Source organism: Bacillus sp. L75, assembly GCF_003676355.1.
Classification (GTDB): Bacteria; Bacillota; Bacilli; order Bacillales; family Bacillaceae; genus Bacillus; species Bacillus velezensis.
Genome location: NZ_ML064904.1, coordinates 297470 through 317802, shown reverse-complemented (window position 1 = coordinate 317802; position 20333 = coordinate 297470). Strand labels below are relative to the sequence as shown.

The 20333-nt window shown below is 47.4% G+C and carries 19 protein-coding genes; 12 read left to right on the top strand and 7 right to left on the bottom strand.

Translation table 11 applies throughout. The features are described 5' to 3' along the window. Nucleotides 1-82 precede the first annotated feature (82 nt). The 5 genes from hemE to D5S11_RS10265 all read left to right on the top strand — a co-directional run bounded on the left by hemE (nucleotide 83) and on the right by D5S11_RS10265 (nucleotide 6745). Nucleotides 83-1144, top strand: coding sequence for a uroporphyrinogen decarboxylase (hemE, locus tag D5S11_RS10285; protein ID WP_108725300.1), 1062 nt, complete (start codon nucleotides 83-85; stop codon nucleotides 1142-1144). A gap of 75 nt (nucleotides 1145-1219) precedes the next feature. Then, on the top strand, nucleotides 1220-2155 hold the full coding sequence (hemH, locus tag D5S11_RS10280) for a ferrochelatase (protein ID WP_007409212.1): 936 nt from the start codon (nucleotides 1220-1222) through the stop codon (nucleotides 2153-2155). Nucleotides 2156-2182: 27 nt separating this feature from the next. After that, the gene (gene hemY, locus D5S11_RS10275; protein WP_003155220.1) at nucleotides 2183-3616 is read left to right on the top strand and encodes a protoporphyrinogen oxidase; all 1434 of its coding nucleotides are present in this window, start codon (nucleotides 2183-2185) and stop codon (nucleotides 3614-3616) included. A gap of 148 nt (nucleotides 3617-3764) precedes the next feature. Beyond that, on the top strand, nucleotides 3765-4337 hold the full coding sequence (locus D5S11_RS10270; RefSeq protein WP_007409210.1) for a TetR/AcrR family transcriptional regulator: 573 nt from the start codon (nucleotides 3765-3767) through the stop codon (nucleotides 4335-4337). A gap of 74 nt (nucleotides 4338-4411) precedes the next feature. Next, entirely contained in the window at nucleotides 4412-6745 is a 2334-nt protein-coding gene (locus tag D5S11_RS10265; protein ID WP_007409209.1) for a YhgE/Pip domain-containing protein, read from the top strand. A gap of 62 nt (nucleotides 6746-6807) precedes the next feature. On the opposite strand, the gene fabHB is transcribed toward D5S11_RS10265, so the two are convergent. Next, nucleotides 6808-7785 (bottom strand): beta-ketoacyl-ACP synthase III FabHB, encoded by a 978-nt coding sequence (gene fabHB / locus D5S11_RS10260; protein ID WP_007409208.1) that lies wholly within the window; start codon nucleotides 7783-7785, stop codon nucleotides 6808-6810. Between the two features lie 136 nt (nucleotides 7786-7921). Continuing rightward, entirely contained in the window at nucleotides 7922-8143 is a 222-nt protein-coding gene (locus D5S11_RS10255; RefSeq protein WP_038463743.1) for a hypothetical protein, read from the bottom strand. A 131-nt stretch (nucleotides 8144-8274) separates the two neighbouring features. Between D5S11_RS10255 and D5S11_RS10250 the strand changes: the two genes are divergently transcribed. Next, nucleotides 8275-9306, top strand: a complete 1032-nt coding sequence (locus D5S11_RS10250) for a M42 family metallopeptidase (RefSeq protein WP_007409206.1) — start codon at nucleotides 8275-8277, stop codon at nucleotides 9304-9306. 40 nt (nucleotides 9307-9346) lie between these two features. On the opposite strand, the gene D5S11_RS10245 is transcribed toward D5S11_RS10250, so the two are convergent. Both D5S11_RS10245 and yhfH read right to left on the bottom strand, forming a co-directional pair. Further along, on the bottom strand, nucleotides 9347-10636 hold the full coding sequence (locus D5S11_RS10245; RefSeq protein ID WP_007610442.1) for a glutamate/proton symporter GltT: 1290 nt from the start codon (nucleotides 10634-10636) through the stop codon (nucleotides 9347-9349). 233 nt (nucleotides 10637-10869) lie between these two features. Then, nucleotides 10870-10992 (bottom strand): protein YhfH, encoded by a 123-nt coding sequence (yhfH, locus tag D5S11_RS10240; protein WP_370465857.1) that lies wholly within the window; start codon nucleotides 10990-10992, stop codon nucleotides 10870-10872. 168 nt (nucleotides 10993-11160) lie between these two features. Here yhfH and D5S11_RS10235 point away from each other — a divergent pair, with 168 nt between their 5' ends. From D5S11_RS10235 to D5S11_RS10220, 4 genes are all read left to right on the top strand, one after another. After that, nucleotides 11161-11895, top strand: coding sequence for an MBL fold metallo-hydrolase (locus D5S11_RS10235; RefSeq protein WP_015239517.1), 735 nt, complete (start codon nucleotides 11161-11163; stop codon nucleotides 11893-11895). 12 nt (nucleotides 11896-11907) lie between these two features. Next, entirely contained in the window at nucleotides 11908-12903 is a 996-nt protein-coding gene (gene lplA / locus D5S11_RS10230; RefSeq protein WP_007409204.1) for a lipoate--protein ligase, read from the top strand. An 80-nt stretch (nucleotides 12904-12983) separates the two neighbouring features. Beyond that, nucleotides 12984-13628 (top strand): SDR family oxidoreductase, encoded by a 645-nt coding sequence (locus tag D5S11_RS10225; RefSeq protein WP_108725065.1) that lies wholly within the window; start codon nucleotides 12984-12986, stop codon nucleotides 13626-13628. 132 nt (nucleotides 13629-13760) lie between these two features. Next, the gene (locus D5S11_RS10220) at nucleotides 13761-15302 is read left to right on the top strand and encodes a fatty acid--CoA ligase family protein (RefSeq protein ID WP_007409202.1); all 1542 of its coding nucleotides are present in this window, start codon (nucleotides 13761-13763) and stop codon (nucleotides 15300-15302) included. A gap of 47 nt (nucleotides 15303-15349) precedes the next feature. Here D5S11_RS10220 and D5S11_RS10215 read toward each other — a convergent pair whose 3' ends face one another. Beyond that, entirely contained in the window at nucleotides 15350-15745 is a 396-nt protein-coding gene (locus D5S11_RS10215) for a YhfM domain-containing protein (protein ID WP_007409201.1), read from the bottom strand. A 154-nt stretch (nucleotides 15746-15899) separates the two neighbouring features. On the opposite strand from D5S11_RS10215, the gene D5S11_RS10210 reads away from it, so the two are divergent. Next, nucleotides 15900-17150 carry a M48 family metallopeptidase gene (locus tag D5S11_RS10210; protein WP_007409200.1) on the top strand — a complete coding sequence of 417 codons (1251 nt, stop codon included), beginning with the start codon at nucleotides 15900-15902 and terminating at the stop codon, nucleotides 17148-17150. Nucleotides 17151-17194: 44 nt separating this feature from the next. On the opposite strand, the gene D5S11_RS10205 is transcribed toward D5S11_RS10210, so the two are convergent. After that, nucleotides 17195-18343, bottom strand: a complete 1149-nt coding sequence (locus D5S11_RS10205; RefSeq protein ID WP_007409199.1) for a S8 family peptidase — start codon at nucleotides 18341-18343, stop codon at nucleotides 17195-17197. A 489-nt stretch (nucleotides 18344-18832) separates the two neighbouring features. Between D5S11_RS10205 and D5S11_RS10195 the strand changes: the two genes are divergently transcribed. Further along, nucleotides 18833-19711 (top strand): ABC transporter substrate-binding protein, encoded by an 879-nt coding sequence (locus tag D5S11_RS10195; RefSeq protein ID WP_032866170.1) that lies wholly within the window; start codon nucleotides 18833-18835, stop codon nucleotides 19709-19711. Between the two features lie 15 nt (nucleotides 19712-19726). Here D5S11_RS10195 and D5S11_RS10190 read toward each other — a convergent pair whose 3' ends face one another. Then, nucleotides 19727-20302, bottom strand: a complete 576-nt coding sequence (locus D5S11_RS10190; protein ID WP_007409196.1) for a histidine phosphatase family protein — start codon at nucleotides 20300-20302, stop codon at nucleotides 19727-19729. Nucleotides 20303-20333 lie beyond the last annotated feature (31 nt).

Here is a 20333-nt window from a genome sequence, read left to right as displayed (position 1 = left end):
ATACGCTTTTGAAAAAACAAGGTATAGTGTAATGGGCGAAGAACACGAACGTATGGTTGCAGGAGGAAAGGTGGAAATTCAGATGAGTAAACGAGAAGCGTTTAATGATACGTTTTTAAAAGCGGCACGGGGAGAAAAAACAAATCACGTCCCTGTCTGGTACATGAGACAGGCGGGGAGGTCTCAGCCGGAATACCGCAAGCTGAAGGAAAAGTACGGCTTAGTCGAAATTACGCATCAGCCCGAGCTGTGCGCGTATGTGACGAGGCTCCCGGTCGAGCAGTACGGAGTGGACGCTGCCATTTTATATAAAGACATTATGACGCCGCTTCCTTATATCGGAGTGGATGTTGAAATAAAAAACGGAATCGGCCCGGTGATCGATCAGCCGGTGCGCTCTGCTGCGGATATTGAAAAGCTCGGCGAACTGAATCCCGGACAGGATGTTCCTTACGTGCTGGAAACGATCCGATTACTCGTAAACGAACAGCTGAATGTTCCGCTCATCGGTTTTTCGGGAGCGCCTTTTACGCTGGCCAGTTATATGATTGAAGGCGGGCCTTCTAAAAATTACAACAAAACAAAAGCGTTTATGCACAGTATGCCGCAAGCGTGGCAAATGCTGATGGACAAGCTCGCGGACATGATTATCGTTTATGCGAAAGCGCAGATTAACGCTGGCGCAAAAGCCATTCAGATTTTTGATTCATGGGTCGGCGCGCTGAACCGCGAAGATTACCGGCAGTTTATAAAACCGGTGATGGACAGAATATTCCGGGAGCTTTCAGCAGAACAAGTTCCGCTGATCATGTTCGGCGTAGGCGCAAGCCATCTGGCCGGGGATTGGCATGACCTTCCTCTTGATGTCGTCGGTCTTGACTGGAGACTCGGCATAGATGACGCCAGAAAACAAGGCATTACAAAAACGGTTCAGGGCAATCTTGATCCGTCGCTTCTTCTTGCGCCTTGGGAAGTCATCGAGAAAAAAGCGAAAGCGATACTTGATCAAGGCATGAAAACGGACGGGTTTATTTTCAATTTAGGGCACGGCGTATTCCCAGATGTCAATCCGGAAACGCTGAAAAAGCTGACGGCGTTTGTACATGAATATTCCGCGGTCAAAAAAACGGAACAATCTTCCTGAGCAGATCGTTGGTTATAAGTAGATTTTCCTGTCAAAATCAAGGTGGACAGACCATCAAAAGAGGTGTGTAACAAAATGAGCAGCAAAAAGAAAATGGGACTTCTTGTCATGGCTTACGGAACGCCTTACAAAGAAGAGGACATAGAACGTTATTATACGCATATCAGACGCGGAAGAAAGCCGGAGCCTCATATGCTTCAAGATTTAAAAGACAGATATGAAGCGATCGGAGGCATTTCTCCGCTTGCAAAAATTACGCAGGAGCAGGCGGAGAAGCTCGCACAGCGTTTAAATGAAATCCAGGATGACGTAACATTCAAAGTGTACATCGGATTAAAACATATTGAACCGTTTATTGAAGACGCGGTGGCGGACATGCATAAAGACGGCATTACAGAAGCTGTCAGCCTTGTGCTCGCCCCTCATTTTTCAACATTCAGCGTCCAGTCATACAACAAACGCGCGAAAGAAGAAGCGGAGAAGCTCGGCGGCTTGACCATCAAGTCTGTTGAAAGCTGGTATGATGAACCGAAATTCGTTGATTATTGGGTCAGCCAGGTGAAGAAAACGTATGAATCAATGCCGAAAGAAGAACGGGATGACGCGATGCTGATCGTCTCAGCGCACAGCCTTCCTGAAAAAATAAAAGAATACGGCGATCCGTATCCTGACCAGCTGGAGGAATCCGCAAAACTGATTGCCGAAGGCGCCGGAATTACCGATTACGCAGTCGGCTGGCAAAGCGAAGGGAATACCCCTGATCCGTGGCTCGGGCCGGATGTGCAGGATCTCACGCGCGATCTGTACCAAAAGCATCCTTATAAAGCATTTGTATACGTGCCCGCAGGCTTCGTTGCCGATCATTTAGAGGTGCTTTACGATAATGATTATGAATGCAAAGCTGTGACCGAAGAAGTCGGCGCAAGCTACTATCGTCCGGCTATGCCGAACGCACAGCCTGAATTTATCGACGCGCTTGCAGCGGTCGTGCTGAAAGAGCTGGACAAGTAGAATTAAACGGTAAAGAAGGCGATAAAAATGAGTGGCGATAAAAAACATCTGGTCATCATCGGCGGCGGCATAACGGGATTAGCCGCCGCCTTCTACATGGAAAAAGAAATCAAAGAAAAACAGCTGCCGCTTGAGGTCACTCTGATTGAAGCGGGCCCGAGAGCGGGCGGCAAAATTCAGACGGCGCATAAAGACGGCTACATCATTGAGCGGGGGCCGGATTCTTTTTTGGAAAGGAAAAAAAGCGCGCCGCAGCTCGTCAAAGATTTGGGGCTTGAGCATCTGCTCGTCAACAATGCGACCGGCCAGTCTTACGTGCTCGTCAACGAGACGCTCCATCCGATGCCGAAGGGCGCGGTGATGGGCATTCCGACCAAAATCGCTCCGTTCATCTCCACCGGTTTATTTTCTGTTCCCGGAAAGGCGCGGGCGGCGCTTGACTTTGTCCTGCCTGCGAGCAAACCGAAGGAAGATCAGTCTCTGGGTGAATTTTTCCGCAGACGCGTCGGTGACGAAGTCGTTGAGAATTTAATAGAACCGCTATTATCAGGGATTTATGCCGGAGATATTGATAAGCTGAGCCTCATGTCCACGTTTCCGCAATTCTATCAGACTGAGCAGAAGCACAGAAGCCTGATTCTCGGTATGAAAAAATCACGTCCGCAGCCTTCGGGACAGCAGCTGACGGCCAAAAAGCAGGGCCAGTTTTTAACGCTGACGACAGGGCTTCAAACGTTGGTGGAGGAGCTGGAAAAGCAGCTTACGCTGACAAAGGTGATGAAAGGAACGAAAGTCACCCATATCGGCCGCGAGGAGAAAGGATATTCCGTGACGCTTGATAACGGCAAAGTGCTCTATGCGGAAGGATGCATAGTAACAGCCCCGCATAAAGCCGCGGCGAAAATGCTTTCTGATCTGCCGGCGGTTTCATGTCTTAAAGACATGCATTCTACGTCCGTTGCCAACGTCGCCTTAGGTTTTCCTGAGGGAGCCGTCAAGATGGAGCATGAAGGTACGGGATTCGTTATCTCAAGAAACAGCGACTTCTCCATCACGGCCTGCACATGGACGAATAAAAAATGGCCGCACGCGGCGCCGGAGGGCAAAACGCTTCTCAGGGCGTACGTCGGAAAGGCCGGAGATGAATCCATCGTAGATCTTTCAGATAACGAGATCATTAAAATCGTAATGGAAGATTTGAAAAAAGTAATGAAAATAAATGGCGAACCGGAAATGACCTGTGTGACCCGCTGGAACGAAAGCATGCCGCAATACCATGTCGGCCATAAGGAGCGCATCAAAGAGTTCAGAGATGCGCTGAAAGCTTCCTATCCGGGCGTATACGCGACGGGCGCGTCTTTCGAAGGGGTGGGCATCCCCGACTGTATCGACCAGGGAAAAGCCGCCGTATACGATTCACTGGCTTATTTATTTGAAACGTACCAGCCTCCGTTATCGTAAAACGGAGGTTTTTTTGCATGTTCCCGTTCTGTAAAGGGAACACCAATAAAAAGAGAAAACATTTGAATCTTCTTTGTGACTGTGATAAGTTATCTTATGTACAAAATGACTAAAACGTTCAAACGGTCAATTTAACGAGGTGGGAAACATGTCCGTCGATCGGAAAAAGCTCATTCTGGAAGCGGCAACGAAGTCTTTTACACAATTCGGCTACAAAGCAACGACAATGGATCTGGTGGCAAAGCTTGCAAATGTGGGGAAGGGAACCATCTACACGTTTTTCAAAAACAAAGAAGAACTGTTTGATGATATTTTCACCACTATTTTAAGAGAAATGAAGGAACACGCAGACGAAGCGATGAAACCGGAGCTTTCATTTCACGAAAATGTCCACCGGGCGCTTGTCGCGATTTTGGAATTCAGAAAAACACACCAGCTGACTATTAAAATTTTTCAGGAGAACACCGAGATTGGTACAATAGCCGTTCAGGATGTCATTGTGAAAATGGAGCGGGCCATTCTGTCATACATTAAAGAAAAGATAGAAACAGCCATTGAAAACGGAAGCATTAAACCGTGTGATCCGGAACTGACCGCTTTTGTGATGCTCAAGCTCTACATCGCACTGATATTTGACTGGGAAAAAAACCATCCGCCTCTTGAAAAAGAGACGATCGCTGAATTGCTGGAAATGTATGTTGGTCAAGGATTATCTAAATAATAGATGATCCTTCACTTTTTAGGTGCCGTGACCGTTTTGTCAAATGAGTCAGTTTGCGGAAGGAGGCAACAGGGTTGAATACAATAAAAAGCCAGTGGAAAGACATTGTAACGAACAAGAAACTGTTAATCCCCATCATTGCCATATTATTCGTTCCGCTGATCTACAGCGGAGTGTTTTTGAAGGCGTACTGGGACCCGTACGGCACGGTGGATCAGCTGCCGGTTGTCGTTGTCAACCAGGATAAAGGGGCGGACTACGAAGGGAAACATCTTCAGATCGGTGACGACCTTGTGAAAGAGTTAAAGAAAAATGATAATTTTGATTGGCATTTTTCAAGCGATCTTGATCAATCGTTAAAGGACTTATTAAATGCTAAATATTATTTATTGGTCGAGATTCCTGAAGATTTTTCTAAAAACGCCAGCACGGTAATGGATAAAAATCCGAAGAAGTTGGATCTGAAATATCATACGAATGCCGGATCAAACTATGTCGGCGCGACAATCGGGGAAAAGGCGATCGACAAACTGAAAGCCTCCGTGTCGAAAGAAGTGACAGAGCAATACGCAAAAGTCATTTTTGATAACTTTAAAGATATTGCCAAAGGGCTCGGCAAAGCCAGCAGCGGAGCCAAGAAAATAGACGACGGCACGAAAAACGCGAAAGACGGCAGCGCCAAGCTGAAGGAAAATTTAGCGAAGCTTACTGAAAGCACCGCCACCATCGGCGATAAAACACAGCAGCTTGCAGACGGCGCGGCGAAAGTGACAAGCGGAATTCAAACGCTTGACAGCTCTATCGCAAAACTTCAGAGCGCAAGCGCCGAAATTCAAGATAAATCAGGACAGATTGCTTCAGGAGGAGGCCAAGTGGCCAGCGGGCTGAAAACAAGCCTTGACGCACAAAAGCAGCTCCAGCAAAAGCTTCCGGATTTAACGAATGGATTAAGCGCGTTAAACAGCAAGGCGCAGGAAGTGTCGCAAAAAGCGGCGGCATTTGAAGATGCGATCAATTCAGTCAACCTGTCAGACATTGAAAACGCGGTTGGGCAGCTCGAACAGACTGAAAAGGACCTGCAGCAGTTTAAGAAGAAGCTTTCTGATCTGAAAAACAGCCTGGATGCCCGGGATGACGCGGTCAAAAAGGTGATTAAGGACAGTGATTTCTTAACGGATGAGCAAAAAGCGAAACTTGTTCAGCTTCTGAATGAGAAGCTTCCGAAGGCTGACCTTCCGGATTTAGACAATATCGTCAGCCAGCTTCCGTCCGGCGGAGATATTCAGCTTCCGGATATGTCAGTCATAAAAAGCGCGCTCAAAGATGTAAAAGCGAAGGCTGATCAGCTGAAAGCACTGCCTCAGTCCACATCGAAACTGTATAACGGCGCAGCGGCGGTACAAGACGCGATTAACCAGCTGACAGCGGGAACTGATAAATTATACAGCGGAGCGCAGACTGTTTTTGAAAGCCAAAACAAACTGACGGCCGGCATCGGCGAATACAACAGCAAGTTCGGACAGCTCAAATCAGGATCAGAAGCGTTAGTGTCAGGGAGCGGCCAAGTGTCAGGCGGCTTAACGAAACTGCTGGACGCGCAAAACAAAATCCATGACGGCTCGTCCAAAATTGAGCAGGGTCAAGCGTCTCTCGGCACCGGTTTAAGCAAGCTTTTAGACGGCACCGGACAATTGTCCAGCCAGCTGAAAGATGCGGCTGATCAAACCGGGGACATTAAGACAGATGACAAAACGTACAGCATGTTTGCCGATCCGGTAAAAACGGACGATAACGCGATTCATTCCGTGCCTAACTACGGTACCGGACTGACGCCTTATATTCTCTCTATGGGCTTGTATGTCGGCGGATTGATGCTGACGGTCGTATTCCCTCTGAGTGAAGCTTCAGGGCGTCCGAGAAACGGTTTTGAATGGTTCCTCAGCAAATTTAGTGTTATTCTGCTTGTCGGACTGATTCAATCCGTTATTGTCGCCACGGTTCTGTTAAAAGGAATCGGGCTTGATGTGGAAAGCACGTGGAGATTCTATCTCTTTACGATGATTACCAGCATCGCGTTCCTGTCCATGATTCAATTATTGGCGACAACGATGGGGAATCCGGGACGCTTTATCGCTGTCATCATTCTGGTGCTCCAGCTCGGGGCAAGCGGAGGAACCTTCCCGCTTGAACTCCTGCCGGGATTCTATCAAGTGATTCACGGGGCACTGCCGATGACTTACAGCATCAACGGGTTCCGTGCCGTCATTTCAAATGGCGACTACGGCTACATGTGGCAGCAGGCATCCATTCTGTTGGGCATCGCCGTTGTCATGATCGCGCTGACCATCGTGTATTTTACGGTGCAAAGCAAAAAAGAACACAAAACGGAAGAAGAAATAACAGCATAAGAAAAAGAGGCTCTGAGCAGATGCTCAGGGCCTCTTTTTTTTAGATTTCGATCGTCGTACTTTTAAAATCCCCATCTCACCAACAGTCCGGTATACGTCAATCCTCCGCCGAACCCGAATAATACCAGCGTCTGGCCTTCCGACAGTTTTTTTGCTTTCACAGCTTCATCCAATGCGAGAATAATAGAAACCGATGAAGTGTTGCCGTAATATTCAACGCTTGTCAACGTCCGTTCAAGCGGGAAGGGCAGTTTTTCGCAGATGGATTCGATCATCCGCATGTTGGCGCTGTGAGGAACGAACCAATCCAGATCGTCTTTTGAAAAGCCGGCTTTTTCTAAAAGGGCATTGCATTCCTCAGGCACGGTTCTGGCCGCCCATTTATATACTTCGCGCCCGTTTTGCACCATGTTTCCTCCGCCTTTAAGCGGCTCGCCGTTTAATTCTGTGCTCAGTCCCGTGCGATACAGCACGTCCGCGCTTCCTCCCGCTGTTCCTTGCACGGCTGCCAAAAAGCCCGGCGCTGATTCATCGCGTTCCACCAATAGGGCGCCTGCAGCGTCTCCGAAAAGAACGCAGGTCGTCCGGTCAGTATAATCCGTTACCTTTGATAATGTTTCACCGGCAATGACAATCACTTTTTGATGGGAACCGGCGGTAATTAATGCGTCTGCGAGCTGAAGGCCGTAAGTGAGTCCGGCGCATGTGGCGTTAATATCAAGCGCCCCCGTGTGCGGCCAGCCGAAGTAAGCCTGCACGCGTGCCGCGGTGCTTGGAAACGCATAGTCCGCCGTCGTTGTGGCGACAAGGATCATATCGACATCATCAAGAGTTCCGCTGTATCGTTCTGCAAGGTTTTTCACCGCTTCCACACACAAATCCGATGTGAATTCATGTTCGCCGGCAATGCGTCTTTCCTTCATACCGGTGCGCTGGACGATCCATTCATCAGATGTATCGACGATGCGCTCCAAATCCGCGTTTGTTAATCGGCGTGCCGGAGCATATGTACCGATTGCTGTAATTTTAGATTTTGACATGAAAAATCACTCCTTTATATCAGATTATAACACCTGATATTATTACTTGGTACTAATTTTAATAAAAAAACCCAAGCAGCATCCGCTGTTTGGGGAGCATGAGATATCTATTTGTAAAACGGGCTTGTGTGAACGATTACCAATGACGGCAGCAGCGGCGGCATGAATGATGATGCTTCTTTTTATCTTTCTTCTTTTTATCTTTCTTCTTTTTACAAGGGTCTTCTTTTTTCTTTTTACAGTGATCTTTTTCTTTTTTACAGCCCCAGAAGGCTGCACCAGACCAATCATCCTCAAACCAATCCTCAAACCAATCATTATGAAACCTTTTCCGCTTGTGCGGTTTACGGCTGATCATACATTTCCCTCCTATGCTCATGCTCCCTTCATTCTATGAAAAAAGAGAAGGAAAAGATTGGACGGGTTATGGATCAAAAGAGTATATTTTAAGAAGAATAAAATTGATAGGAGGAATGACCTGTGGCAAATATGAAACATACGATGGAACTGATTAAAGAATTGGTGTCGATTCCGAGTCCGACGGGCAATACATACGAGGTTATCGCCTATACAGAAAGTCTTTTAAAAGAATGGGGCGTCTCCTCTTACAGAAACCGCAAAGGCGGTCTTTTTGTCACAATTCCCGGCCGTGATGACAAGAAACACAGATTGCTGACGGCGCATGTCGATACGCTCGGCGCGATGGTAAAGGAGATAAAGGCGGACGGCCGGCTGAAGATTGACTTGATCGGCGGCTTCCGATATCACTCGATTGAAGGGGAATATTGCGAGATCCAAACTTCTTCCGGCAAAACCTATACAGGCACCATCTTAATGCATCAGACTTCAGTGCACGTCTACAAGGACGCCGGCAAGGCAGAGCGGAATCAGGAGAATATGGAAGTCCGCCTTGATGAGCCTGTCCGGACGAAGGAAGAGACGTCCGATCTCGGCATCAGGGTCGGCGATTTCATCTCATTTGACCCGCGCGTGCAGATTACGCCGAGCGGCTTTATTAAGTCCCGGCATCTTGATGACAAAGCGAGCGTGGCTCTGCTCTTGAATTTAATCCGCCGCATCACGGAAGAGAAAATCGAACTTCCGTATACGACGCATTTTCTGATTTCTAATAATGAAGAAATCGGCTACGGAGGCAATTCCAACATTCCTCCTGAGACCGTCGAATACTTGGCTGTTGATATGGGGGCGATCGGCGACGGCCAGTCTACGGATGAATATACCGTCTCCATTTGCGTGAAGGATGCGAGCGGCCCGTACCATTATCAGCTCAGAAAACATCTGGCCGGGCTTGCGGAGCGCTATGGCATTGATTATCAGCTTGATATTTATCCGTATTACGGTTCTGATGCCTCAGCAGCCATCCGTTCGGGCCATGACATCGTCCATGGGCTGATCGGCCCGGGAATTGACGCTTCACACGCTTTTGAACGCACGCATGAATTATCGCTTCTTAATACGGCGAAGCTTTTGCACCGGTACGTTTTATCGCCGATGGCATAAAAAACCCTGCGCGGAAATCATTCCGTGCAGGGTTTTCATTTTAACCTGAGATGGTTGTGTTTTGTTCTGTTTTGGCGAGGCTCATGACCTTCGCGCCTTTAACGGGATCATACTGGCCTTCCCATTTTGACATCACAACGGATGCCAGCGCGTTTCCGGTCAGATTGACGACCGTACGGGCCATGTCCATAATCCGGTCAACACCGGCGATGAATGCAAGGCCTTCTGCAGGAACGCCGATTGTGCCTAGTGTCGCAAGCAGGACGACGAAAGAAGTCCCGGGCACGGCAGCCATTCCTTTGGAAGTGACCATCAAGACAAGCACAAGGGTAATCTGCTGCCAAATGGTCAAGTCAATGTGGTATACCTGAGCGAGGAATAAAGCGGCGATTGATTGGTACAGCACAGATCCGTCTAAGTTAAAGGTATATCCGATCGGCACAACAAAGGAAACAATACCTTTCGGACAGCCGATTTTCTCCATCTTCTCCATGATGCGGGGGAGTACGGTTTCGGAGCTTGACGTACTGAACGCCAATAAAATTTCATCCTTCATATAGGCGAGGAATTTGAAAATGTTTAAACCGGCAAGCTTTCCGACGATTCCGAATACAACAATGAGAAAGAAAGCCAAAGCTACATATACTAAACCGACCAGTTTACCGAGTGAAAGCAGGGAACTGAGCCCAAATTTGGAAACGGTAACACCGATCAACGCAAAAACACCAAACGGCGCAACTTTCATGACGAGGTTCACAACATGGAACATCGCATGAGAAACACCTTCAAAGAAGGCCAATACGGGCTTTCCTTTTTCACCGATTGCCGAGATGCCGAGTGCAAACAGCACCGTAAAGCAGATGATGGCAAGCAGATCTCCTTCGGCTAATGATTGGAAGAAGTTTGTCGGTACGATATGCAGGAATGTGTCCGCAACGGATTTACCGCTTTGTTCTTTTTCTGTTTCAACATATTGACTGATATCTGTCTTTTGAGCTTCATGTATATTAACGCCTGCTCCCGGCTGAAACAGATTCGCCAAAGCCAGCCCGAGAATAATGGCAAAAGTGGTAATGATCTCAAAATACAAAATCGTTCTGAAGCCTAATTTTCCGACTTGTTTTCCGCTTCCCGCGCCGGCAACGCCGATGATTAAGCTGGAGACGACAATTGGAATCACTATCATTTTGATTAAGCGTAAAAACAAATCGCCGATAGGCTGTAAATATGTTGGAATGGCGGGATTGCCGTACCAGATGACACCGACTACAACCCCTAGTATGAGTCCGACGAAAATTTGCGTCGCTAGTCCAAAGCGTAATTTTTTCATAGATTACCTCCCGAAGAAAAAAGTGCAATAAGTATCTAAAAAGATAGCTATTAGAACAAATTATAATAGAAAAGAAAACAATCCGTCTATAGAAAAATATAGATTGAATATACTGAATCTTTTAAAACGTACAGATAATTGCTAATAATGGTGAATAACGCCCTATTCAGAAAGTATGATGACGGCCGAAAAAACGGGCGCCGCACAACTTAGAATTGTGCGGCGCCCTATTGTCACATATCCTTAATTTTCAAGCAGTCATTGCACAGATTAATGTGACACTCATACTGCTCAACAATCTCATTTCCGCATTCTTCGCATTTCTTACCGGGTAAATTTCTGAAAAAATCCGACATCTTTTCCAACATACCCATCCCTCTTTCATTGTTTTGTCTCTACATTGTATTATAACAGTTTAAGAAAATCAACGGCTGTTTTGGCACAATGTTTAAAACATGCAATTTGTACGAAAAATAGGTATATTGGAGGAAAGGATCTTTTTATCATAAACATTGGAGGATCATATGAAAGTTACAGTTATTGGGTGCTGCGGCGGGTTTCCGGCCGCAAACGAAGCAACTTCAGGCTATCTGTTTCAGTCCGGCGGCTATTCTCTGCTCGTCGATTGCGGAAGCGCCGTATTATCAAAGCTGTTTGCCTATGTTCCGGCAGAAGAGCTTGATGCCGTCATTTTGTCCCATTATCACCATGATCATATCGCTGATATCGGGCCGCTTCAATTTGCCAAACAGGTCGGCTCCTTTCTCGGAAAAGGGACGCATGCACTGCCGATTTACGGGCATGATGCTGATATAGAACAGTTTGAGCGCCTTACATATAAAACGCATACAAAAGGAGTGGCCTATCAGCCGGACCGCCCGCTTTCTCTAGGTCCGTTCACCATTACCTTTCTGAAAACGGTGCATCCGGTCACTTGTTATGCGATGCGGATTACTGACGGTTCAGCTTCTGTTGTGTATACGGCTGATTCAAGCTACCAGGACGCGTTTATCCCGTTTGCGGAAAATGCCGATCTGCTGATCTGCGAGTGCAATTTTTACGCAGACCAGGACGGCACGTCAGCCGGCCATATGAACAGTTTGGAAGCCGGACGGATCGCGAAGGAGGCCGGAGCGGGGGAGCTGATTCTCACGCATCTGCCTCATTTCGGCGAGCACCGGAAGCTGAAAGAAGAAGCGGAATCCGAGTTCGGGGGCGAAGTGACAATCGCCGCTTCCGGATTGAAGTGGGAGAAATAAAGGAGGAGCACCATGTTATTTATCGACAACCAAAACATAACCGACCCGAGGATCAACCTCGCGATTGAGGAATATTGCGTGAAGCATCTCGACCCTGAACAGACATACCTGCTGTTTTATGTCAATCAGCCGTCGATTATCATTGGGAAGAACCAAAACACAATAGAAGAAATCAATACGAAATACGTAGAAGATAACGGAATCATCGTCGTCCGCAGGCTGTCAGGAGGCGGCGCGGTTTACCATGACCTCGGGAATCTGAATTTCAGTTTTATCACTAAGGATGACGGCGACAGCTTTCACAATTTTAAAAAATTCACCGAACCCGTTATTCAGGCGCTGCGCCAGCTCGGTGTGGAAGCTGAATTAAGCGGCCGAAATGACATCGTCGCGGACGGCAGAAAAATTTCCGGCAACGCTCAATTTTCGACGAAAGGGCGTATTTTCAGCCACGGAACATTAATGCTGGATTCCGCCATTGATCATGTTGTGTCAGCCTTGAAAGTGAAAAAAGACAAAATCGAATCAAAAGGCATTAAGTCGATCAGAAGCCGTGTCGCCAACATCAGCGAGTTTCTTGATGACAAAATGACGGCGGATGAATTCAAAAAGCACCTGCTTCACCATATTTTTAATACAAATGATCTTTCCGAAGTGCCGGAATATAAACTGACCGATGAAGACTGGAAAGCGATCCGGAAGATTTCCGAAGAGCGCTATCAAAACTGGGACTGGAATTTCGGAAGGTCGCCCGCATTTAATCTTCAGCATTCGAAACGTTATCCGGTCGGATCGATTGATCTGCGTCTTGAAGTGAAAAAAGGAATCATTCAGGACTGCAAAATTTTCGGTGATTTCTTCGGTGCGAAAGATGTGAGTGAAGTCGAACAGGCGCTGACCGGAAAACAGTATGACCGAACCGCTATCAAGGAGGCGCTGGCCGGAATCGATCTGAAACAGTATTTCGGCAAAATAGAGCTGGAAGATTTCCTCGAGCTGATTTATTAGAACATTTGCCGAACGCATGATTTGAATCAGCGCCCGTTTTTGTGAAATGATAGAACCATAATGAATGGGGAGGGATCATGATGAAAGTATTTCTCATCGGAGCAAACGGACAGATCGGACAGCGGCTGACCGGGCTGTTTCAAAAAGACGGCACGCATACGCTGCGGGCGATGGTCCGGAAACAAGAGCAGAAAGAAGCGCTTCAAGCCGCGGGAACAGAAGCCGTTCTTGCAGATTTGGAAGGAAGCCCGGAAGACATCGCGAAAGCCGCTGAAGGCTGTGACGCGATTGTGTTTACCGCCGGATCAGGAGGAAGCACCGGATACGATAAGACGCTTTTGATTGATCTTGACGGAGCCGCGAAAGCGATAGAAGCGGCAAAGATAGCAGGCATCAAGCGGTTCATTATGGTAAGCGCCCTTCAGGCTCATAACCGCGGCAATTGGAATGAAGCGCTGAAGCCGTATTACGCCGCAAAGCATTATGCGGATAAAATTCTTGAAGCGAGCGGTCTGACGTATACGATTATCCGGCCGGGCGGGTTATTAAATGATCCCAGCACGGGAAAAATCAAAGCCGCGGCCGATTTGGAAAGAGGTTCCATTTCAAGAGACGATGTCGCCAAGACCGTTATCGCATCCCTTGATGAACCGAATACGTATGAAAAAGCATTCGATCTGACGGCGGGCGGCACGCCGGTCAGTGAAGCGCTGAAACAATTATAGTTTCCGGTTTTACGGCACTCGGGGCTTTTTGCCCTTGAGTGTTTTTCTATATTTTTCTATAATAAAAGTGAACGTTTATTCCGGATAAATGAATGACTATTCATTCATTACAATTTTTAAAGGGGTGGGAAAATGAATCTGGTTTCCAAATTGGAAGAAACGGCATCGCAGAAACCGGAAAAACCAGCTTGTCTGTTTCAAGATCAGTACATGACGTATGAGGAGCTGGCAGGTAAAATCAAAGCATTTGCAAACGGCTTGGAGGACAGGGGACTGAAAAAAGGGGATCATCTCGCGCTGCTGCTCGGAAATACGCCTGATTTTGTTATTGCGTTTTTCGGCGCGTTAAAAGCGGGAATTGTCGTCATACCTGTTAATCCGGCATATACACCTTCAGAAATCGCATACATGCTGAAAAACGGCGATGTCAAAGCGATCGCCGGCATCGACCTTTTAATTCCCGTATTTGAAAGCCTGCACGGCTCGCTGCCGCTGCTGGAGCATATCATTATCAGCCAGACAGCAGAGAACGCTCCATCGACAGAAGACCCTCAATTGCGCTTAAAAATGACAACGTTTACAAAAATGCTTCGCCCGGCGGAGCGCAGCAGAACTTATCCGACATTGTCCAAAGATGATACTGCCGTCATTTTATACACCTCAGGGACGACCGGAAAACCGAAAGGCGCCATGCTCACCCATCAGAATCTTTTCTCCAATGCAAATGATGTCGCCGGATACTTAGGAATGAATGAGAAAGACAAAATTGTGGCGGCATTGCCGATGTTTCACGTTTTTTGTTTAACCGTCTGTATGAATGCGCCTCTGATGAGCGGAGCGTGTGTCTTAATCGAGCCGCAATTCAGCCCGGCTTCTGTGTTTAAACTGATTAAAAGCCGTCAGGCAACCATTTTTGCCGGCGTTCCGACGATGTATAACTATCTGTATCAATACGAGCACGGCAAGGCGGAGGATTTTGCGTCCGTCAGACTGTGCATTTCAGGCGGGGCCTCCATGCCGGTCGCTCTGTTGCAGACATTTGAACAAACCTTTGACGTCACCATTCTGGAGGGGTACGGACTTTCTGAAGCGTCTCCGGTTACTTGTTTTAATCCGTTTGACCGGGGGAGAAAGCCCGGCTCAATCGGGACGAATATTTTACATGTCGAAAATAAAGTCGTCGATACGCTCGGACGCGAATTGCCCGACCATCAAGTGGGAGAATTGATCGTGAAAGGGCCGAATGTGATGAAAGGCTATTACAAGATGCCCGAGGAGACGGAGCACGCGCTGAAAGACGGCTGGCTGTACACGGGTGATTTGGCGAAGCGCGATGAAGACGGTTATTTTTATATCGTCGACAGAAAAAAAGATATGATTCTCGTCGGCGGATACAACGTCTATCCGCGCGAAGTAGAAGAAGTGCTCTACAGCCATGAGGGCATTAAAGAAGCCGTGGTCATCGGCGTTCCTGACGCCAAAACGGGGGAAGCGGTGCATGCTTATATAGTGCCGGGGGACGGTGAGCTGACAGAGCAGGCGGTTTTTGATTACTGTGAAACACATTTGGCAAAATATAAACGGCCGGCGGAAGTGGTTTTTCTTGATGAGATTCCGAAGAACGCGACCGGGAAGCTGCTGAGGCGGGCGGTCCGGGACATGCTTCCGAAATGACAGACGAAAAGCGAAGCCGGGGGCTTCGCTTTTACATGCTGATCCGGTCAGCTCTGCGATTCTTCCTTAATGATGCTTTGCACAAGCTTCGTATCATGCCGGGTCAGTTTGTAATACGTGTTTTTATACTTGTACATCATATAATTGCCGCCTTCGAGCCACATGCTGAATGAATCAAAACGGTCTTCATGGTATTTGACCGTTCCGTCGTAATCGGGAGACACGCTTTTGGTCAGTTTGACTTGTTTTCCTTGGTTCAAGATATCGAGCATATCTTTTACATTCTGCCTGTCTTTAATTTTGATTTCTTTTTTTCCGTGCTCAGACAGAATAATCAGATCTGCGTTGCTTGATGGAAACACATCGCCGGTCCGGCTGTATACATAGAAGAAAGCAATAACCAAAAGGGCGATTACTACAATAAACGCGATTATTTTTTTCATATTCATCACTCCGTCTTTTAGTCTTTCCCGCTTCCTGTTGTTCCATTCTTTTCTGTTGTGAAAAGATTAACATCCGTTTCGGAGGCTTGGTTCTATTTATTTGCATTTATGCTTACAATAGGAGTAAGTCATCAGGCTAAGGAGGGAGACTTCCATGCGCAAATGGATAGCGGCAGCGGGACTTGCCTATGTGCTGTACGGCCTTTTTTTCTATTGGTATTTCTTTATGACAGGCGACTCCGCCGTCCCGGAGGCCGTAAAGGGAACGAAAGCCGATCCGTCCTCGTTTATGGACCCGGGCCGCCTGGCAGCCGCTGAAAACTTTTCAAATGTAAAGGATTTTTTATTTTTCATCGGAGCGCCGTTAGATTGGTTTTTATTTTTTCTGCTGCTCATTACGGGGCTTGCCAAAAAAATAAAGCATTGGCTGGAAGCCGCGGTGCGCTTTCGGGTGCTGCAAATCGTAAGCTTCGTATTTGTGATTTCACTCATCGTTACGGCGGCTTCGCTTCCGCTTGAATGGATTGGATATCGGGTTTCGCTTGCGTATCATATTTCGACGCAGACAACAGCAAGCTGGATAAGAGACCATGTCATTGATTTCTGGATCAGTTTTCCGCTGTTTGCCGTGTGTGTGCTTGTGTTTTACTGGCTGATCACAAAGCATACAAAAAAATGGTGGTTTTACGCTTGGTGTCTTACTGTGCCGTTTACCCTGTTTTTGTTTTTCCTGCAGCCGGTCGTGATTGATCCTTTATACAATGATTTCTATCCGCTGAAAGACAAGGAGCTGGAAAGCAAAATCTTGTCGCTTGCCGACAAAGCCGACATTCCGGCCAGCCATGTTTATGAAGTAAATATGTCGGAGAAAACGAATGCGCTGAATGCGTATGTGACGGGAATCGGTTCGAATAAGCGAATCGTTTTGTGGGATACGACGCTTAACAAACTGAAGGATCGGGAAATTTTGTTCATTATGGGGCATGAGATGGGGCACTATGTGATGAAGCACGTGTACATCGGACTGGCCGGGTATCTCCTGCTGTCATTAGCCGGGTTCTATATCATTGACAAGCTTTATAAGCGGCTGTCCAAATTCTTCGGCCGAATGCTTCATATAAAGGGGCCTGAAGATCTGGCGGCCCTCCCGCTGTTATTGCTGCTCATATCCGTTCTCAGTTTTGCTTCTGATCCGATTACGAATGCCGTCTCCCGGTATCAGGAAAACGCCGCCGACCGCTACGGCATTGAGCTGACCGGAAACCGGGAAGCGGCGATTGAGACGTTTCAGGACTTGGCCGATACGGGACTGAGCCGGGTCAACCCGCCGTTTCTCGTCAAAATTTTCAGAGGGAGCCACCCGTCGATCATGGAGCGGATTGAACATGCGGAGGAAGAAAAATAATAAAAAAACCGGCGGGGCCATGGCCGACGCCGGTTTTTTATGTTTTACTGAGCTGCCGCCTGTACGTTGATCAGCCCTTTTCCGTAGTAGAAAGCATCACCAAGTTTTGTAGTGGTGTTTTCTAAACTGCTGCGGACTTGAGTGTTTGTCCAGTTCGGGTGCTTAGAAAGAATCAAAGCAGCCGCTCCGGCAACGTGCGGAGATGCCATTGACGTACCATTGTACGCGCCGTATTTGTTTCCAGGAAGCGTGCTTTGGATAGAGACGCCTGGTGCCATGACATCAAGCTCAGAACCTACGCTTGAGAAAGATGCTCTTTGGTTGCTGCTGTTAACAGCGCCTACCGCAATGACAGAAGGGTATTTACCAGGGTAGCCCACTGTGCTTGAGCCGCCGGAAGTGCCTTCGTTACCGGCTGCCGCTACGACTACGACGCCGGAAGCAACGGCTTTGTCAACTGCCGCTTTTAACGCTGCAGAACCAGAAGGTCCGCCGAGGCTCATGTTAATAACGTCCATATTGTTTGCGATCGCCCACTCAATTCCGTTAATGATCCAGCTGTACTGGCCGGAACCGTCAGCGCCGAGAACTTTTACAGCGTAAAGAGATGCGCTTGGCGCAACGCCTAATACACCGACTGAGTTATTAAGAGCCGCAACTGTACCGGCAACGTGAGTTCCGTGAGAGTTGTAGTCTTGGAAAGGATTTGTTTCAGAAGGAACCATGCTGGCTCCGCCTGCTACTTTTAAATCAGGATGAGAAGAATCGATACCGCTGTCGATAACCGCTACTTTCACATTTGATCCAGTGAAGCCTTGAGAGTGCAGAGCAGGGGCTTTAATTTGTGATACGCCGTAAGGCACGGACTGCGCGTACGCTTTTGCAACGTGATCTTCTTCAACGTAAGCGACGCTAGGGTCTTTTTTCAGCTCTTTTACAGCTTTTTCATTTAATGTAGCTGAAGCTGCGTCTACATATTTGAATTGCTTTTGCACTTTCCCGCCTTTTTCAGAAATGACATCTTTTTTCTTAGCGGCGCTCATCGTGCTCATTGTCTGTTTAAATCCGACAATGTATTTCTTTTCCCCGTTTGATTTCCCTGCCGCCTGGGCAGGAGACGTGCTGCCGAACGCCATCGTAAAGATTAACGCTAAAGCAAACAGCAAACTGATCCATACCTTTTTGCCTCTCACTCTTTATCCTCTCCTTTTTTTCATTTGCAGAACAACCAATAGACAGATTATTCTGTGGATTAATTGTATAGCATGGAATAATATTTTAGTAGACCCAATTTTTTTCAATTTGTTTTATTTCTATTTAGGTATATCATCTCTCTTTCGTTTAATAGGAACCCGAAATATTTAAATTTTAATGGAAAAAACCGATGGAAGGACATGAGTATTTGTACACAGCCGCAATCGCTCTCTTGTTTGCTGGGTCGAACGGTTTGATTCCATTTTTGGAAGCTGCGGCAAAAACAGGATAAATGTCACCTTTTGTTGAATGCAGAAGTCTGATGGACACGAAAGCGGAATGAAATAAAGCGGCCGGCATGAATCAGTCTTCGGCTTTCTTGACGGAGAAAAGCTGTGAAACCATTTTATAAAAATAATGATAATGAATATCATTGATACTTATATTGTCAATGATATAATTGCGGGAAAACGAAAGAGGGGGAACAGATGAAACAAATTTTCAGTATGCTGATGATCTTATCCGTTCTCTTCATAACGGCATGCTCAGAACAGGAACATGAAACCGCCGTCAGGCACGATCTGGGGACGGCGCATGTGGCTGCGCACCCGCATCGCATCGCCGTATTGAATGAAGGCTTTATTGATACCCTCCATGATCTCGGCATAAAGCCGGCGGCCGCGGCGGATAACCGGACAGAGCGAAAAGACGGCAGTCCGTCTGTCGGACCACCGTCACACCCTGATTTGAAAAAGATCACTTCGTTAAAGCCCGATCTCATCATTGCAGACTCAAGCCTTCACAGGGGGATATACCGAAAACTGACAAAGATCGCTCCGACAATCGCTTTAAAAAATGAAGCTGCGGATTATCAGGATGCGGTTGACGCTGCCCTTACTATTGAAAAGGCGGTCGGTAAAGATGGCATCATAGAGAAACAATTGTCGGCTCAGGAAGAAAAGCTGAATGACATCAAAAGAAAGCTGGATGCAGAAGGCGGCACGATTTTATTAATTGACGCTGCAAATGACAGCATTTCCGTAAAGGATGATCAGTTTTTTACGTCCCGGCTTTTGACGCTCGCAGGGTTTACCTATGCGGTCCAGACGGATTCCGGCGGGAAATCAGACTCTATCAAGATGGCGCCCGGGCAGCTTTTGCATATCGATCCTGATTACATCGTGCTGTTGGACGGTGAGAAAGAACTCGAAAAAAATCACCTCTGGAAACAGCTGACAGCCGTAAAAAACGGACACGTTTACCGCGCGGACAGGGCGGTATGGACGGAGCGCCGGAGCATTGACGGGGCGGACGCCATATTACATGATCTTCAGAAAAAAATGCTCGCCAAAAAGGCCCAAAACTGAATTCGGGCCTTTTTGTTATGATTCTGATAGGTGGCTGCTTACATTGTAATCTTTGACGCGCCACTTATTTTCAATTCGTTCGATATTGCTTAGGCACGCATTGACAAGCTTTGCGTTTTGGATGCCGGTATCACCGTCAGAAATGGCGGACAAGAGGGCATGAATGGCTGCGCCGTGAGCGACGATCAGAACTTTTTGCTCAGGAAACCGCTCCTGAACTTTCACTAAACCGGCAAGCATTCTGTCTGTCAGCTCTTCTGCTGTCTCCATGTTCGGGTAGTTTTTATCCGGGTAGCGCTTCGACCGTTCCGGTAAAGACATTCCTTCCGCATCACCGTAGCTCCGTTCTCTGAAATCTTCCATGACGACAATGGGAAGATTCAAAAATCCGTTAATAATGTCAGCTGTTTTTCTGGCCCGTTTCATCGGGCTTGAGACGATGACATCCCATTCGGACCCCTTTAAGTACTCTCCTGTTTCTTTCGCCTGACGCTCTCCCGTCGCATTTAACGGAATATCCGATTTGCCTTGAAGCTTCTTTTGGGCATTCCAATCAGTCTCTCCATGTCTTACTAAACAAACGGCAGTCATAAAGTCTCCACTCCGATCATTTTTTATCGAT

Bases quoted from the DNA above. Each gene is read 5' to 3' on its own strand.
- hemE (WP_108725300.1), top strand. From the start codon at position 83: ATGAGTAAACGAGAAGCGTTTAATGATACGTTTTTAAAAGCGGCACGG.
- hemH (WP_007409212.1), top strand. From the start codon at position 1,220: ATGAGCAGCAAAAAGAAAATGGGACTTCTTGTCATGGCTTACGGAACG.
- hemY (WP_003155220.1), top strand. From the start codon at position 2,183: ATGAGTGGCGATAAAAAACATCTGGTCATCATCGGCGGCGGCATAACG.
- D5S11_RS10270 (WP_007409210.1), top strand. From the start codon at position 3,765: ATGTCCGTCGATCGGAAAAAGCTCATTCTGGAAGCGGCAACGAAGTCT.
- fabHB (WP_007409208.1), bottom strand. From the start codon at position 7,785: ATGTCAAAATCTAAAATTACAGCAATCGGTACATATGCTCCGGCACGC.
- D5S11_RS10255 (WP_038463743.1), bottom strand. From the start codon at position 8,143: ATGATCAGCCGTAAACCGCACAAGCGGAAAAGGTTTCATAATGATTGG.
- D5S11_RS10250 (WP_007409206.1), top strand. From the start codon at position 8,275: ATGAAACATACGATGGAACTGATTAAAGAATTGGTGTCGATTCCGAGT.
- D5S11_RS10245 (WP_007610442.1), bottom strand. From the start codon at position 10,636: ATGAAAAAATTACGCTTTGGACTAGCGACGCAAATTTTCGTCGGACTC.
- yhfH (WP_370465857.1), bottom strand. From the start codon at position 10,992: ATGTCGGATTTTTTCAGAAATTTACCCGGTAAGAAATGCGAAGAATGC.
- D5S11_RS10235 (WP_015239517.1), top strand. From the start codon at position 11,161: ATGAAAGTTACAGTTATTGGGTGCTGCGGCGGGTTTCCGGCCGCAAAC.
- lplA (WP_007409204.1), top strand. From the start codon at position 11,908: ATGTTATTTATCGACAACCAAAACATAACCGACCCGAGGATCAACCTC.
- D5S11_RS10225 (WP_108725065.1), top strand. From the start codon at position 12,984: ATGAAAGTATTTCTCATCGGAGCAAACGGACAGATCGGACAGCGGCTG.
- D5S11_RS10220 (WP_007409202.1), top strand. From the start codon at position 13,761: ATGAATCTGGTTTCCAAATTGGAAGAAACGGCATCGCAGAAACCGGAA.
- D5S11_RS10215 (WP_007409201.1), bottom strand. From the start codon at position 15,745: ATGAAAAAAATAATCGCGTTTATTGTAGTAATCGCCCTTTTGGTTATT.
- D5S11_RS10210 (WP_007409200.1), top strand. From the start codon at position 15,900: ATGCGCAAATGGATAGCGGCAGCGGGACTTGCCTATGTGCTGTACGGC.
- D5S11_RS10195 (WP_032866170.1), top strand. From the start codon at position 18,833: ATGAAACAAATTTTCAGTATGCTGATGATCTTATCCGTTCTCTTCATA.
- D5S11_RS10190 (WP_007409196.1), bottom strand. From the start codon at position 20,302: ATGACTGCCGTTTGTTTAGTAAGACATGGAGAGACTGATTGGAATGCC.